The following is a 16,366-nucleotide window of genomic DNA, read 5'->3' as shown; positions in this document are numbered from 1 at the left end:
AAACGCCTTGTTTTGATTTAATAAATTCTGTCATCCCAAATACTATAACCGCCAGTACCTGCGATAAGGTGATTCCAGGTAATGTTTGTATATTTTAACGAAATACTTTCCTGTGGTGGAAGCTCATTATGATTCAATGAATGTGGATGTAAGACACTTATTTCAGTGATTGTGGCACCAGTGATTTTTATATTGTAATAACGTTATTGAACACCATTTGAGTTAGTTCGGTAAAAATCAATAGAGCATTGCAAGAGACTCATTTTCAGAAATAGCAACACCGAGTAATGGTGATGATTTGTCGATAGGTTTTTGGATAATAATGGGTTGATGATCGACATTTTGAGTCTGTGTTATCGCATGGCTTAAGCTATAAACAAATATCTGATCAAGATGGTTTGCTTGATATTTATTACCAATAGAATCAACAGAAGAACATCCAGCCGATATTAATCCCTGTTTTTTCCCTTTATTGTCATGTAAATCATGTCAGCCATATTATACCCTTAGATTATATTTAAGTGATGTTTTACATAAACATTAAATAAATTACACTTTATTGGTCGTAAATAACAGATAAAAAAAGCGCTCATAGAGAATCAATATGAGCGCTTTTTTAAATTGATAATAATATCAATTAGATATCAATATTGGCTGCTTTCAGGGCATTCTCTTCAATAAATGCTCGGCGAGGTTCAACAGCATCACCCATTAGAGTTGTAAACAGTTGGTCAGTTGCAATGGCATCTTTTACTGTCACACGCATCATGCGGCGAGTTTCCGGGTTCATGGTCGTTTCCCATAACTGCTCAGGGTTCATTTCTCCCAAGCCCTTATAGCGCTGTATAGACAACCCGCGGCGAGACTCTTTAGTCAACCAGTTTAGCGCTTGTTCAAAGCTGCTAACCGGTTGGCGGCGTTCACCACGTTCGATATAAGCGCTTTCTTCGATCAAGTTGCGAAGTTTATCGCCTAGCTGAGTGATTCGGTGATATTCACCGCCGTGGACAAAATCGAAGTCCAATAGGTAGTCAGTATCTACACCGTGTGTACGAACACACAGAACCGGTTCGTACATTTGGCGCTCACGATTTTCATGGAGGCGATAACTGTAGCTGCTGCCGTTTTGTTCACTGTCATTCAGGCGAGTGACCAGCATTTCAATCCATTCTTCAACTTTCGCCTTATCAGACAATGCTTCTTCGGTCAGCTTCGGATGATAAATTAGGCTATTCAATAAACTTAGCGGATACAGACGTTCCATGCGTTTAATGATTTTTTGGACACCATTAAATTCAGTCACCAATTTTTCCAGTGGTTCACCTTTTAGGGCAGGCGCGTGCTCATTGGTGTAAAGTGAAGCGCCATCCAGTGCAATGGATAGTTGGTACTCATCCATTGCTTCATCATCTTTAATGTATTGTTCTTGTTTGCCTTTTTTGACTTTATACAACGGTGGTTGAGCAATAAACACGTGACCGCGTTCAATGATTTCTGGCATTTGACGATAGAAGAAAGTTAGCAATAGAGTACGAATATGAGAGCCATCGACGTCCGCATCCGTCATGATAATAATGCTATGGTAACGCAGCTTATCTGGATTGTATTCGTCACGGCCAATACCGCAGCCCAATGCGGTGATCAGGGTTGCTACTTCCTGAGAAGAGAGCATTTTATCGAAACGCGCTTTTTCGACGTTCAGGATTTTGCCTTTTAGCGGCAAAATTGCCTGATTTTTGCGGTTACGGCCCTGTTTTGCCGAGCCACCCGCAGAGTCCCCTTCCACTAAGTAGAGTTCAGAGAGTGCCGGGTCACGCTCCTGACAATCAGCCAGTTTGCCTGGCAATCCAGCTAAATCCAGTGCCCCTTTACGACGTGTCATTTCCCGCGCTTTACGGGCTGCTTCACGAGCGCGAGCAGCATCAATAATTTTACTGACGACAGTTTTAGCGTCGTTTGGATTTTCCAGTAGATATTCCACCAGCTTCTCATTCATCAACGTTTCAACCGCAGTTTTCACTTCGGAGGAGACGAGTTTGTCTTTAGTCTGAGAAGAGAATTTTGGATCAGGCACTTTAACGGAAATAACGGCAACTAAACCTTCACGAGCATCATCACCAGTCGCGCTGACTTTGGATTTCTTGTTGTACCCTTCTTTATCCATGTAACTATTCAGGGTACGTGTCATCGCAGTACGGAAGCCAACTAAGTGAGTTCCTCCATCGCGTTGTGGGATATTATTGGTGAAGCAGTAAATATTTTCTTGGAAACCATCATTCCATTGCATTGAAATTTCAACGCCGATGCCATCTTTTTCTGTAGAAAAATAGAAAACATTTGGATGAATGGGGGTTTTGTTTTTATTTAGAAACTCAACAAACGCTTTAATGCCACCTTCATAATGGAAGTGGTCTTCCGTATTAGTGCGTTTATCAATAAGGCGGATGGATACACCGGAATTTAGGAAGGATAATTCACGCAAGCGTTTAGCCAGAATGTCATGCTGAAATTCTGTGTTATTACGGAAAGTATCCATGCTCGGCCAGAAACGGACACGGGTACCTGTCTGTTCTGTTTCTCCAACGACTTTCAGTGGGCTTTGTGGTACGCCAAGGTGATAAGTCTGTTCATGAACTTTGCCGTCACGGCGGATAACCAATTCCAGCTTTTCAGACAAGGCGTTAACAACAGAAACCCCTACGCCGTGCAAACCGCCGGAGACTTTATAAGAGTTATCATCGAATTTACCCCCCGCATGCAGCACGGTCATAATAACTTCGGCTGCTGAAACACCTTCTTCTTCGTGTATGCCGGTAGGAATACCGCGGCCATCATCCTGTACGGAGACTGAGTTATCTGCATGGATAGTAACGATAACTTCATTACAATGACCTGCGAGGGCTTCGTCGATAGCGTTGTCGACAACCTCGAAGACCATGTGGTGTAAGCCGGTACCATCGTCTGTATCACCGATATACATGCCCGGACGTTTACGCACCGCATCCAGCCCTTTTAATACCTTGATACTTGAGGAGTCATATGTATTCGACATCAACGTTTCTCGCTCATTTTTAATCCTGTGGTTGAACCTCTATTTTGCCATTTTCCACGCGAAACATCTTGCTATTTCCATCAAGCATGTCTGTTATTTGGTCGGGATTTATCGCACTGACAAATACCTGAGCTTGCGTGGATTTTAGACGAGCGGCCAGCAACTGACGGCGGCCGGTATCCAGTTCGGAGGCAAAATCATCAAGCAGATACAGACATTGTTGTCCGCTCTGTCGGGTGAAATATTCACCCTGTGCTAGCCGCAGTGCGCACATCAGTAACTTTAATTGACCGCGGGATAGCATATCTTCTACTGGCGTTCCTTCCGCACGAATGCGCAGATCTGCCTTATGTGGGCCGGAAGCTGTATAGGTTAACGTTCTGTCGCGCTCAAATTGGCGCTCCAGTAATTCAGCATAATCACTCTCTTTGTCCCATCCCTGTTGAAAAGAGAAACTTAATGTAAATTCGGGTAAGAATTGCTTACAGGTATCCGTAATATCCTGAGTGATGTTTGCAACATATTCACCACGCCACTGATTTATTTGGTTAGCGAGTGGCGCCAATTCCTGATCCCAAGGCCGTATCTGGCTGTAGCGGGTAACTTGTCGTAGTGCTGCATTGCGTTGTTTGAGTAGCCGTTTTAAGTTTACCCATGCAGAAAAAAAGCGTGGCTCATTGTGAAAGCAACCCCAGTCAATAAAGGCCCGTCGATACTTTGGCCCGCCATTTAACAGGGTAAACCCTTCTGGGGTAATAAGCTGCATAGGTAACATCTTAGCTAGTTCGGCAATTTTACAGCCATCACTACCATCAATTCTGACTTTACTGTCGCCATGACGGTTTTTACTCAGACCGATAGACCGTTCTCGCTCGTTCTCTTGTTGTCTTAACCGCCCGTGCAGAACGAATTCATCACAGTCATGACGGATTATCCGCCCTGTCTGAATGCTACGAAAAGCGCGTCCATGACCTAGCGTATAAATCGCTTCCAATACGCTGGTTTTGCCGCTGCCATTAGATCCAACCAGAAAATTAAATCCGGTAGCTAGAGGCAAATCAGCGGCGGCGATATTACGAAAATCGCGGATAAGTAAACGCGTGAGAGTCATATACCTGAAATATAAATCCGGTTACAGGCGCATTGGCATCACGACATAAGCCGCATTGTGGCTGGCACAGTCTTCTATCTGAACACTGGAAATAGCATCAGTCAGTAATAAACGAACCTCTTCACATCTTAATGTATTAAGTACATCTAGCACGTAACTGACATTAAAGCCTATTTCCATTTCAGTACCTTGGTAGCTGACATCGACAATCTCTTCGGCTTCTTCCTGCTCAGGGTTATTAGCTGTGATTTTTAGCTGGTTTTCACTGAAATAGAGGCGAACTCCGCGGAATTTCTCGTTAGAGAGAATTGCTGCGCGTGAAAAAGCTTGTTTCAGCATATCGCAATTAGCTTCCAGGGTTTTATCCGGGTTCTTTGGCAATACGCGGCGATAATCAGGGAAACGCCCATCCACCAATTTAGAAGTAAAAATAAAGTCGCCAACGTGGGCACGGATATTGTTACTGCCGATTTGTAACTGTAGCGGAGTATCGCCGCCATCCAGCAATCTCATGAGTTCAATCACTCCTTTACGTGGCACGATAACCGAATGGGAAGGCAACTTTTGACCAATTCCCATGGAACAGACTGCCAGACGGTGACCATCGGTTGCAACTGTACGCAATTCTTCTCCTTCGGTTTCAAACAACATACCGTTGAGATAATAGCGGACATCCTGGTGAGCCATTGAGAATTGAGTTGATTCAATAAGGCGTTTCAGTGTGGCCTGTGGCAGTGAAAACTCCACTTCACTTTGCCAGTCATCAAGATTTGGAAAATCAGAAGCGGGCAATGTGGAGAGCGAGAAACGGCTGCGGCCAGAACGCACCAATAAGCGGTCGCCATCCAGTTCTACACTGATTTCGGCCCCATCTGGCAAACCTCGCCAGATATCAAAGAATTTACGTGCCGGTACCGTGGTTGCACCTTCTGCGTGTGGCGATGAAAGCGTGACTCTTGCCATCATTTCCATTTCTAAATCTGTGCCGGTCAGCAACAGGGAACCTTCTGTAACCTGTAGTAATAAATTACCAAGAATAGGCAGAGTAGGGCGCCCACTCAGCGGGCTACTGACCTGTTGCAGTGGTTTTAACAATTGCTCACGTTCAATGATAAATTTCATAGCACTAGGAAGACAATGTTCTGATTAAGTTAGAAAAATCCTCTTTGATGTCGTGACTTTCTTCACGCAGTTGTTCGATCTTACGACAAGCATGCAACACAGTTGTGTGGTCACGTCCACCAAAGGCATCCCCGATTTCAGGCAAGCTGTGGTTGGTTAACTCTTTTGCCAGCGCCATTGCCATTTGCCTTGGACGGGCAACGGAACGGGAGCGCCGTTTGGAAAGTAAATCGGCCACCTTGATTTTATAATACTCAGCGACTGTTTTCTGAATATTATCAATGGTAACCAGTTTTTCTTGCAGTGCTAATAAGTCACGTAATGCTTCACGTACAAAATCAATAGTAATCGCTCGACCGGTAAAATTGGCATTCGCTATTACCCTGTTCAATGCCCCTTCAAGTTCACGGACGTTAGAACGCAGACGTTTGGCTATAAAGAAAGCAACTTCTCCAGGCAACTGGATTTCGTTTTCGTCTGCCTTTTTCATCAAGATAGCGACACGGGTTTCGAGTTCCGGTGGTTCAATGGCAACGGTTAGTCCCCAGCCAAAGCGAGATTTTAACCGATCTTCTACCCCATTGATCTCTTTTGGATAGCGATCTGATGTCAGAATAATCTGTTGATTACCTTCCAGTAATGCGTTGAATGTATGGAAGAACTCTTCTTGAGAGCGTTCTTTATTGGCAAAAAACTGAATATCATCGATCAGCAATGCGTCGACAGAGCGGTAATAGCGTTTGAACTCTTCTATTGCATTATTTTGTAATGCTTTGACCATATCCTGAACGAAACGTTCAGAATGCATATAAACCACCTTGGCATTTGCCTTACGTGCCATAATGCTGTTGCCTACGGCATGTAATAGATGGGTTTTACCTAAACCCGTACCACCATAAAGAAATAGTGGATTATAAGCACCGCCGGGATTATCAGCGACCTGTCTTGCCGCAGCGCGAGCAAGTTGGTTGGATTTACCTTCAACGAAGTTATCGAAAGTATGTTTCGGGTTAACGTTAGAGCGATAAGATAGCTCTGGTTGTACCGCGGTGTTATCCCAACTGGGGCGTACTGATGTGTTTTGTGGTGCGGGTGCAACCGGCGCGTGAGCAACAACCCTTTGTGGCGGGCTATCATTTTGGGAAATGGGTTTATTGCCAACTTCAAAACGTAATAATGGTACTTCTGCTCCACAGAAGTCATTCAACAACCCATTGATGTTGTTGATATACTTCTCTCTTACCCAATCCAGAACGAATCGATTTGGGGCATAAAGCGCCAGAGTGTTACCACTTAGCTCTGCCTGAAGGGGGCGTATCCACATACTGAATTCTGTGGCAGGTAATTCATCCTGCAATCGGGCAAGACATTGCTGCCAAAGCGAAAGTGACACGGTGGACTCCCCTAAAACAAGGCCAATTAACAATTAAAGAAATCGGAGTGGTTAGCTCATTATATTGGGCACAAAACAACGACTCCTCTAAGGCGAGGAAGGATCAGTTGTCATGTGTATGGCGATTTTTAATGTCATCGCTCCCCCCATGATCCGAGGATAAGATCCAAATCATGGCTGGGGATCATAGCGCAAAAGACGATATAGATCTTCATTCTTTTACACAGTTTAAGCGCTTTTTATCCACAGGATAAAATTGTCTGTGAAATAAAGGGCTGTAAAGGGGTGATAGTGGAGTTATGGTGGTTGTCAAATGCAGATCGAGAATAAGCCGATATTCAAAACAAAATCGGACCAAGGATCATAGCAGAAAACGAAGATCTGCCGGTGATCGTTGCGCTTTGTTCAGTAGTCCGTATAATGTTGCACCCTATGTGCGATACCAGAGTTTTTTACCGATAATTCTTAGTGAAGGGTTCTGGTGTACGCATGGGCAGAGTGTTGGTAAACATCCAACTCAGTAGAAAAGCCGGCCGACTTTGTGTTATGTAAATTGACTCAGAGCTGTACATTTTATTACAATCCCGCTTCTTTTATATTGATGTTGCGATTGAGGCATCGGTGTCTATATGCTCACTGGCTGCCAACGCGTTTACTGAATCAGTAATAATCTTAAGTTAGGTAGAAATCGCTATGAAACGCACTTTCCAACCATCCGTACTGAAGCGTAACCGTTCTCACGGCTTCCGCGCTCGTATGGCTACCAAAAATGGTCGTCAGGTTCTGGCTCGCCGTCGTGCAAAAGGCCGTGCTCGTCTGACCGTTTCTAAGTAATAAAGCTAACCATCTAGTGGTTACGCTCGCTTTTCCGAGGGAGTTACGCTTGTTAACTCCCAAGCATTTCACTTATGTTTTCCAGCAACCTCAACGGGCAAGTTCGCCAGAGATTACTATCCTTGGCCGCCTTAACGAGCTGGGGCATCCCCGCATCGGTCTTACTATAGCCAAGAAAAATGTTAAACGTGCCCATGAGCGTAACCGGATTAAGCGGTTGGCCCGTGAAAGCTTCCGTTTAAACCAACATCAGTTGCCTCCTATGGATTTTGTGGTATTGGTTAAGAAAGGCGTTGCTGAGCTTGATAACCGTGCGTTAACGGAAGCTTTGGGTAAATTATGGCGTCGTCACTGTCGCTTGGCTCGCGCTTCCTGATCGGATTAATCCGAGGATATCAGTTGGTCATAAGCCCGCTGTTGGGACCCCGTTGTCGCTTTAATCCTACATGCTCTCAATATGGCATTGAGGCATTATGCCGATTTGGGGTGATAAAAGGCGGTTGGTTAACGGTGAAACGCGTATTAAAATGCCACCCTTTACATGAAGGTGGTGATGATCCTGTCCCACCCGTAAAAAACAACGATAACAGAGAACACTAACGATGGATTCGCAACGTAATCTTCTTCTCATCGCTTTGCTGTTCGTTTCTTTCTTGGTCTGGCAAGCATGGGAAGCAGATAAAAATCCGCAGCCAACAACAGTACAGGCCACGCAACAAACGGATATGCCGAGCAGTGAGAATCAGGCTGTACCAGGCAGTGGAAAAGGTAAACTTATCACAGTTAAAACTGATGTGCTCTCTTTGACCATCAATACTCGTGGCGGTGATATCGAAGAGGCTGACCTGTTAGCCTATCCTGATACCCTAGGTTCAAACCAACCATTCAAGCTGTTGGAAACAACATCTGCTTTCACTTATCAAGCACAAAGTGGATTAACGGGGAAAGATGGCCCAGATAATCCGCTGAATAGTGAACGCCCGCTGTATACCGCAGCACAGGATAGCTATATATTGGCTGATGGGCAGGATGAATTGCGTATCCCGATGAATTTCGTCACTAAAGATGGCATTGTTTATGTTAAAACGTTTGTCCTGAAACGTGGTGAATACGCGATTAGTGTGGATTACCATATTAATAACACGACGGAAAAACCGTTACAGATGACCTTTTTTGGTCAGTTGAAACAGAGTGTTGAACTGCCAAAGCATCGTGATACAGGCAGCAGTAACTTCGCACTGCATACTTACCGTGGCGCGGCCTATTCTTCAGACGATACCAAATACAAAAAATATAGCTTTAGCGATATTGAAGGTGAACCTTTATCCGTGGCCACCAAAGGTGGTTGGATTGCCATGTTGCAGCAATATTTTGCTACCGCTTGGGTTCCCGCGGCAAATGAAACTAGTACTTTCTACACAGCCGCATTAGGTAAAGAGATGGCTGCGATTGGCTATAAGAGTGCGCCAATCTCTGTTGCGGCTAATAGTGAGAAAACGATCTCCTCTACATTGTGGGTTGGCCCGGAAATTCAAGATGAGATGGCCGCTGTAGCGCCTCATCTGGATCTGTCGGTAGACTATGGTTGGTTGTGGTTTATCTCTCAGCCATTATTTAAGCTATTGAAGTTCCTGCATGGTTTTATTGGTAACTGGGGCTTCTCCATCATCGTTATCACCTTTATTGTGCGTGGTATCATGTACCCGCTGACCAAAGCACAATACACGTCAATGGCGAAAATGCGTCTGTTACAGCCGAAATTGGCGGCTATGCGCGAGCGTATTGGTGATGATAAACAGCGTATGAGCCAGGAAATGATGGCATTGTATAAAGCAGAGAAAGTGAACCCACTGGGTGGTTGTTTGCCTCTGTTGATCCAGATGCCAATCTTCCTTGCTTTATATTACATGTTGATGGGTTCTGTTGAATTGCGTCATGCGCCATTCGCGGGTTGGATTAATGACTTGTCTGCGCAAGATCCTTATTACATCCTGCCGTTGCTGATGGGTGTAACAATGTTCATCATCCAGAAAATGTCTCCGACGACAATTACTGATCCGATGCAACAGAAGATTATGACTTATATGCCGGTCATATTTACCATATTCTTCCTGTGGTTCCCATCAGGTCTGGTTCTGTACTATATCGTCAGTAACCTGGTGACAATTATCCAGCAGCAATTAATTTATCGTGGGCTGGAAAAACGCGGCTTGCATAGTCGTGAGAAAAAGCCAGCGAAATAAAACATAGCTTCAGCCAGAATGAATACATGCTGGCCGTTATAACAGAAAAGGCGGTCAATGACCGCCTTAACTATTTGGGTGAAAAAATGAATACCACGGATACGATAGTTGCTCAGGCTACCCCGCCAGGACGAGGAGGGGTTGGTATTTTGCGTGTTTCCGGCCCGAAAGCCGCACAGGTCGCTGAGGTGGTATTAGGTAAATTACCCAAACCCCGTTATGCAGATTATCTGCCATTTCGTGATGTAGATGGTCAGATACTTGATCAGGGGATTGCTATTTACTTTCCGGGGCCGAATTCCTTTACCGGGGAAGATGTACTGGAGCTTCAAGGGCATGGTGGGCCGGTTATTCTCGATTTGCTGCTTAAACGCATTCTGACTCTGCCAGGTGTGCGAATCGCTAACCCAGGTGAATTTTCTGAACGCGCTTTTCTTAATGACAAATTGGACTTAGCTCAGGCGGAAGCCATTGCTGACCTGATCGATGCCAGTTCGGAGCAAGCCGCCCGTTCAGCGATGAATTCCTTACAGGGCGCTTTTTCTACTCAAGTTCACCAAATGGTGGAAGCACTTACTCACCTACGAATCTATGTAGAAGCGGCTATTGATTTTCCAGATGAAGAGATTGATTTCCTTTCTGATGGGAAAATCGAGGCTGAGTTGGATGACGTAATGGCTGAGCTTGAGCGTGTACGTTCTCAGGCTCGTCAGGGCAGCCTTTTACGTGAAGGGATGAAAGTTGTTATCGCCGGTCGCCCTAATGCGGGGAAATCCAGCCTGCTTAATGCATTAGCAGGCCGTGAAGCGGCGATTGTGACGGATATTGCAGGTACAACTCGTGATGTGCTGCGTGAACATATTCATATTGACGGTATGCCGTTGCATATCATTGATACAGCAGGTTTGCGTGAAGCCAGTGACGAAGTTGAGCGTATTGGTATTGAGCGTGCCTGGCAGGAAATTGAGCAGGCTGATCGTGTACTGTTTATGGTAGATAGCACGACAACGAGTGCGGTTGAACCTGTGGAAATCTGGCCTGAATTTATGGCTCGTCTGCCTAAATCGCTCCCTATCACAGTCGTTCGTAATAAGACAGATATGACCGATGAAGAGACAAGTATTGCAGAAGTAAGTGGTTACTCGCTGGTTAGACTTTCTGCCCGTAGCGGTGAAGGTATCGATTTATTGCGCGATCATCTGAAAGAAACGATGGGTTTTAGCAGTAATACCGAAGGTGGTTTCTTGGCTCGTCGTCGTCATTTACAAGCATTAAATACCGCAGCGGAACATTTACAACAGGGCCATGAACAATTGGTGGTTGCCCGTTCAGGTGAATTGCTGGCAGAAGAGCTGCGTCTGGCACAGCAAGCGCTGAGCGAGATAACGGGTGAGTTTACTTCCGATGATCTGTTAGGAAGGATTTTTTCGAGTTTTTGTATTGGGAAGTGAGTGGTCATTTTTAAAGTGTAACGCTTCAAAAACCATCGTAACATATCAAGCATAACGCACTGTTATATATAAATTTTTACATATACAACAGTGCTTTCTTTTTTACTTCGCTTTGATCTGCTTTACCAGAATTACATCGCGCATTGCAAAGTCATTTTCCGATTACTTTTAAAAAAATGGTGTTGTTTTAAAAGCGTCAAATACAGCGCGGTATACGTTGTTCCAACAGCCACAACATCTATTACCGGAACAAGATTGTTTTTAAATGATCGTCTGTCAAATCAAACTCAGGATCTTTACCTGTTAACGCTTTCGTTAATGGCATAATTTTGGTCCTCACACCCATTCCTCGGTAATCGACATAGCCATAATCACGTAATACTTCCATAACAATGGTATTTCTGGGTGAACGCTGCCCTGCTTTCATTTTTTCTACCGTCATGGAGTTTGGTAACGAACCTGGGCTAATGATTTCAAGCCGGTCGGAATAACTAGAGACCTCAATTTCAACAAAACGCGTCCAATCGCGGTGCGCCAGCGCATTGACCAATGCTTCTCTAACGGCCTCAAGTGGATAAAACCACTGTGTCTCTCGCCTTAACTCTTCATTCACTTGATCAGACTCTTGAGAAATAAAGGGACTCATAGCCTCCATAAATCTCTCAATAACTCCGCCATCGATTAGCCGTTTATCACCATTTTCAAGATCCCAGCGTCCGACCATTGGGCCATCAATGATGTCATCCAATGCAGCTTGGTATTCCTTATCTTCACCATGAAATACCATGACCCGTAAACCCGCTTGTTTGAGATAGCGTCTCGGGCTTTTACCAAATAACACCAAGCCAGCTATTGTGCAGCAAACGCTGCCTGCGGCTTCGGTTAAAAAACCCAGTCCAAGTAGCCTTGTTTGCCATTCATCAGGCGTTTTAGGTACATCGGGATCTCGTAAGATGTCTTTTACATAATTGGTTAAGCGGGCGTCATCCAAACAACTCATATCTGTACGAGGCACAGGCATTACTTCGGTATGCAGCATTCCACCCAATTCAAACAATCGCATCTGCTGTTCTCTAGTTGCTAGCCTCGATGTTGTCCCAACACGAATATAGATTTCCTCTTTTCCGCTATGGCGAACGACGTAGGGCTTCGAAATGCCGATGGGAAAGCTAATGACAGCAACCAGTTTGCCATCATCCAATTTCACCTCTTCGTAAAACGGCAGCATCATCGGATGAATTTTGCCCTGAAAGACATTCATAACCCACTCTTCAAGATCATGCCTTTGCACGCCACTAATAGTGCCGTCATCTTCCACACCCAGCAGTATTCGTCCTCCTTGAAAGTTGGTCATGGCAACAACTTCTTTGGCTAATTGCTCAGGACGTATATCATCTCGCTTAAATTCCACACCTGAGTTTTCGCCATTGGCAATAATTTCCAACAATTCTGTTTTTAACATCGTTCTCTCCCAAGGAAGTAAAGCATTCAGTTAAAGCCGTACTTTTCACGGCGTTGATTAAACGCACTCTTACCACCTTCCAATATATCTGCCGCTAGTTTTTGCACTTCTGGCATATCGATCGCACCCTGTTGTTCTGGCAGGATCAACCCTTTGTTATCTTCCACACTCAGCACACCAATCCATTCCGCGTCACCAAATACCGGAATATTGGCGTTGTGGGTTGCGAACAAGAACTGTCGGCTTAGTTTGGCTCTGCGCAGCTCAGCAACTATACGTTCAGCAATAAAGGCGTTATCAAGGTTATCCTCTGGCTGATCAAGGATAAGCGGATCTTGGTTGTCCAATAGCAACAGGTGCAAAATCGCCGTACATTGTTGGCCGGTCGATAGTTCCCCAATTGGGCGGAAAACGGTCTCGCGTTCACCGTGAGTGATATTCAGCTCAATCGCGATTGTATCGGGAAGCAGCAACTCTTCTAGCTCAAGCAGTTTACTCTCAGGCAAACGGCTTAACGCTCGTACAACGGAATTAGATATACCGAAATTAGAGGTTAATTCAGCCTCACCTTGGCGAATAGTGGCAGCAAGATTAGCTGGTGTGAACTCACCCTCTAAAACCCACGCTAGTCTTTCCTGCCCAACACCTTCCAAGTTGCAATCACTCAAGAAATTCACTAATTCTTGGCGGTTACCTTCAGAATTCAGACTAAGGCGTACCTTCTGATCCAACTTGCGATTGAGCCGTTTAACCGACTTCTGCATGGCGCTAGCATGTGCACTGGTCTGCTGATCTAACTCAAGTAATAGTTTCTTCCGCTGACTATAGAGCTCGTTGAGTTGGGTTTGTCGGTTTTGCAAGGCAGTTTCTTTTGGGCGAATCTGTTCAATTTGCTTTAGTAAGGTTTGATATTCAGTACCAATCTGCCGACCCGTTTTACCCTGACTTGTAGGTATGTCTTTAAACTCATTTTCAAGTTGTTGTTCTTCCGCTTGTAACCTTTCCGACAGTTGTTGCTGTAGAGGAAGTAAATCACTCGAGGCTTTACTGGAGAGCTCTTCAACCCGGATTAAACATTGAGTTAAAGAGCTCTTTAACATTTCTAAAACTTGACGCTTTTGTTTTAAAAGATCTAAGTGTGGCAATCCTTCTAAGCTGGCATCGCTTAAAAATACCGTATCTGGCAAACTGTCTTTTAAGATGTTGATAGCTTCTTTTACTCGAGCAATTTCTTCATTAACTCTCCCACTCAGTTGTTTTTCCTTTTCCAGCTTTGGAATCATTTTCAACTTTTCATCAATACCCAGCGCTTGGAATTGTTTAGCCTGATCCAATAACTTGGGTAAGCGCTCAACTTCTGCTTCAACATCTGCTTTTTGGCTAAGCGCACGAATAATGGTTTCACGATTATCCTTAAGGCTCACTAGCACTTTGGCTATGGCCTTATCAAACTGTTCGTGCTCACCTTCCAAGAATCGTTTAATAAGTAGGTTTCGGCTTTGCTCATCCCGAGTCATTTCATAAATTTCATTCTGACCGTACAGCTCAACGCCAGGCAGTAAATCTTTGGGGTGATAAGGTGAAATTCTGCCGTTTTCATTCACCACTGGCTGGTTTCCATATTTGCGGCTTACCGTAAATACGCGGCCATGCATGGTTGCAGAGCGAATACTTACTTCAACTATACCTTTTTCGATACCTAAGTTATTTTTTACAATAGCGTCATGCTGAGCTTTTGATGCTTTACCAAAAGGTTCTAAATCAAAAGCATAGCGAATACACTCCAGCAGGGTTGATTTGCCCGTACCTCTACCACCAATCACCGTGTTTAAGTGATCCGATAATTCAATATCCATACCATCAAGATAGCCACCGACAAAACGAATACGTTCGATAGCTGACGCATAGTTTTCCGGTTTGTCTGAATTTAGCCGCACTCTGGAGCCAGCATCTAAAAAAGCTTGCTTGAAAGAAGTGAAGCAGGGCTTGGTCATTTTAATTAAACAAGAAGCGCCATTAGCTTTAATCTCTCCAGGCTTTGCCACATCAGCGGCATTGATGGCAGCCATTTCCCGCTCGCGGCGATAGTCATCATTCTTATTCAGGAAAACTTTACGGTAAAAGTCGCTCTCTACGCCCTTTAAGTCCTCAACTGAACCTGGGATCTGAGCAGCCAACAGCCCTTTATGTTGCCAAACATGATTCATCCGCTGCTTTAACACGCCATCATCATTGGTACAGTGGGCCGCGAAAATGAAACCACCCTTATCGTTTACGTAATTAATAATATCCGTGGCAGATTTCTGCACTGGGGCTTCCGGCTGGTTTATATCTACCCCCAGTGCCCCCAAATGCATTTTTATCAAATCAGATGAATCTGATTCATCAAACAGGCAAACGAAGTGAATTTTCTCACTGGAAGCAACTTTAAAGCCGGGGAACACCACGATTCCATGTTGTGCAAAGAGATCTCTGATCTTTTCAAAACCATTCACCGATCCATGATCAGCTAGGCCAATGACTTTAATTCTCATCTCTAGCGAAGCATTTAATAATTGCTGGTTATAGTCATCTTCAGAAAGAGTCGGTTGCTGCCCCCGATGTTTTATGTAGTCTGAAGAATTTACCTGCAATGCACACTTGAAAAAACGTGCTTTAGTGTACTTATTGGTCTGGATAGTCATACTTATACTCCACTTATACAGGCATATTCATCGTTTAGGTCTTGGCAATTTACATCGACAAAATTGTCTTAAAGCAGATCCGTATTAAGTCCTGCGGTTTTCAAACGCTGCGTCAAATTGCGCATTTTACTGAACTCGGTGCCAAAACTTTGGCTAAGCCCAACACCTTCACAAAAATCTTTAGCTGTAATGTTCTTCAACTCATCAGCATACTTAATCATTTGTAGATGTAGCTCAGCCGTGTACTGATTGCGTGGCGCATTTGCTAAAACCTGCTTGATCCTTTCGTAAATATCTTGTTCGTTTATCATAACCTTTACCATTGAACATCTAGCTAATTTAGCTAAATTATATAATTTATATGCGTACCGCAAGGAAACTGTAGTTGCGTTGGTAAACGTTCTAGGCTATTTGCAAATAGATGGGGGATGGTTTTTTATTGATAGCAAGCTATGAGATAATGCTACCATTTAGTTACAAAATCAAAATTCACATAACAAATTGTTTTAATTATATTTTTTACATTCTGTATTGGCAAGTGAATGGGTAAAAGGCAAGAGTGGAACTTTTTTACCGGTTATAACAGGTGAAATTATATTTACCTGCTATAGCGTGTAACAATGAGGTTAACTGTTCAAATTGGTTGACCTCAATATGAAAGTGACTAACTCGAAACAACTCAGCGCATATTTAAAAGATATCAGGCTTAATCTTATCGAACAGATTAAAACAGAGTGTCAATCCTCAACAGGGAAATTTGATCCAGCTCCCAATAATTCAGAAAAATTAAAGAAAAAATAGCTAAGACCGATAAAATATGAAATAAAACTTCAATAAACTATATAATATAGATGGAGTTATAAAATGAAGTATGATCCACGGTTAAAAACATTTGTTGATAATGATTACAGATTAGAAGAACATCTTAATTTTAAAAAACAAATAGAAGATCAAAAATATAACCGTATGTTATTGGAATTGGAGCATCAATTTAAACTAAACCAATAAGTTATT

13 protein-coding genes and 1 pseudogene are annotated in these 16,366 nt (G+C 43.8%); 6 read left to right on the top strand and 8 right to left on the bottom strand.

The genetic code is table 11. From position 1 onward, the window contains the following. Window positions 1–17: 17 nt before the first annotated feature. From EAE93_RS10100 to dnaA, 5 genes and pseudogenes are all read right to left on the bottom strand, one after another. Window positions 18–497: pseudogene (locus EAE93_RS10100) on the bottom strand (Hcp family type VI secretion system effector). Window positions 498–637: 140 nt separating this feature from the next. Continuing rightward, on the bottom strand, window positions 638–3,052 hold the full coding sequence (gyrB, locus tag EAE93_RS10095; protein ID WP_036811084.1) for a DNA topoisomerase (ATP-hydrolyzing) subunit B: 2,415 nt from the start codon (window positions 3,050–3,052) through the stop codon (window positions 638–640). Between the two features lie 19 nt (window positions 3,053–3,071). Beyond that, window positions 3,072–4,163: a DNA replication/repair protein RecF gene (gene recF, locus EAE93_RS10090; protein ID WP_036782384.1), complete on the bottom strand. Its 1,092-nt coding sequence runs from the start codon at window positions 4,161–4,163 to the stop codon at window positions 3,072–3,074. 21 nt (window positions 4,164–4,184) lie between these two features. Then, on the bottom strand, window positions 4,185–5,285 hold the full coding sequence (gene dnaN, locus EAE93_RS10085; protein ID WP_065388812.1) for a DNA polymerase III subunit beta: 1,101 nt from the start codon (window positions 5,283–5,285) through the stop codon (window positions 4,185–4,187). A 4-nt stretch (window positions 5,286–5,289) separates the two neighbouring features. Beyond that, entirely contained in the window at window positions 5,290–6,678 is a 1,389-nt protein-coding gene (dnaA, locus tag EAE93_RS10080) for a chromosomal replication initiator protein DnaA (protein WP_036782378.1), read from the bottom strand. Between the two features lie 693 nt (window positions 6,679–7,371). On the opposite strand from dnaA, the gene rpmH reads away from it, so the two are divergent. The 5 genes from rpmH to mnmE all read left to right on the top strand — a co-directional run bounded on the left by rpmH (window position 7,372) and on the right by mnmE (window position 11,206). Then, window positions 7,372–7,512: a 50S ribosomal protein L34 gene (gene rpmH / locus EAE93_RS10075; RefSeq protein WP_000831330.1), complete on the top strand. Its 141-nt coding sequence runs from the start codon at window positions 7,372–7,374 to the stop codon at window positions 7,510–7,512. A gap of 16 nt (window positions 7,513–7,528) precedes the next feature. Beyond that, window positions 7,529–7,888 carry a ribonuclease P protein component gene (gene rnpA, locus EAE93_RS10070; RefSeq protein ID WP_071647078.1) on the top strand — a complete coding sequence of 120 codons (360 nt, stop codon included), beginning with the start codon at window positions 7,529–7,531 and terminating at the stop codon, window positions 7,886–7,888. Beyond that, complete coding sequence (gene yidD / locus EAE93_RS10065; RefSeq protein WP_071647079.1) at window positions 7,852–8,112, top strand: membrane protein insertion efficiency factor YidD; 261 nt, start codon at window positions 7,852–7,854, stop codon at window positions 8,110–8,112. The genes rnpA and yidD overlap by 37 nt, the downstream gene beginning before the upstream one ends. Before the next feature lie 2 nt (window positions 8,113–8,114). Beyond that, the gene (gene yidC / locus EAE93_RS10060; RefSeq protein WP_036782366.1) at window positions 8,115–9,755 is read left to right on the top strand and encodes a membrane protein insertase YidC; all 1,641 of its coding nucleotides are present in this window, start codon (window positions 8,115–8,117) and stop codon (window positions 9,753–9,755) included. 86 nt (window positions 9,756–9,841) lie between these two features. Then, entirely contained in the window at window positions 9,842–11,206 is a 1,365-nt protein-coding gene (mnmE, locus tag EAE93_RS10055; protein ID WP_040149842.1) for a tRNA uridine-5-carboxymethylaminomethyl(34) synthesis GTPase MnmE, read from the top strand. Window positions 11,207–11,447: 241 nt separating this feature from the next. On the opposite strand, the gene EAE93_RS10050 is transcribed toward mnmE, so the two are convergent. The 3 genes from EAE93_RS10050 to EAE93_RS10040 form a co-directional block, all read right to left on the bottom strand. Continuing rightward, entirely contained in the window at window positions 11,448–12,617 is a 1,170-nt protein-coding gene (locus EAE93_RS10050) for an RNA-binding domain-containing protein (RefSeq protein ID WP_236545748.1), read from the bottom strand. Window positions 12,618–12,694: 77 nt separating this feature from the next. After that, complete coding sequence (locus EAE93_RS10045) at window positions 12,695–15,352, bottom strand: TrlF family AAA-like ATPase (protein ID WP_214039605.1); 2,658 nt, start codon at window positions 15,350–15,352, stop codon at window positions 12,695–12,697. 68 nt (window positions 15,353–15,420) lie between these two features. Further along, a complete protein-coding gene (locus tag EAE93_RS10040; RefSeq protein ID WP_036811456.1) occupies window positions 15,421–15,660 on the bottom strand; it encodes an HTH-like domain-containing protein in 240 nt (79 codons plus the stop codon). Between the two features lie 556 nt (window positions 15,661–16,216). Between EAE93_RS10040 and EAE93_RS25300 the strand changes: the two genes are divergently transcribed. Next, window positions 16,217–16,360 (top strand): hypothetical protein, encoded by a 144-nt coding sequence (locus EAE93_RS25300; RefSeq protein ID WP_321192238.1) that lies wholly within the window; start codon window positions 16,217–16,219, stop codon window positions 16,358–16,360. The last annotated feature ends 6 nt before the right edge of the window (window positions 16,361–16,366 follow it).

The organism is Photorhabdus akhurstii (assembly GCF_018448925.1).
Classification (GTDB): domain Bacteria; phylum Pseudomonadota; class Gammaproteobacteria; order Enterobacterales; family Enterobacteriaceae; genus Photorhabdus; species Photorhabdus akhurstii.
Note: the sequence above shows the minus strand (reverse complement) of the source record. Positions and strands in the feature narration are given on the sequence as shown.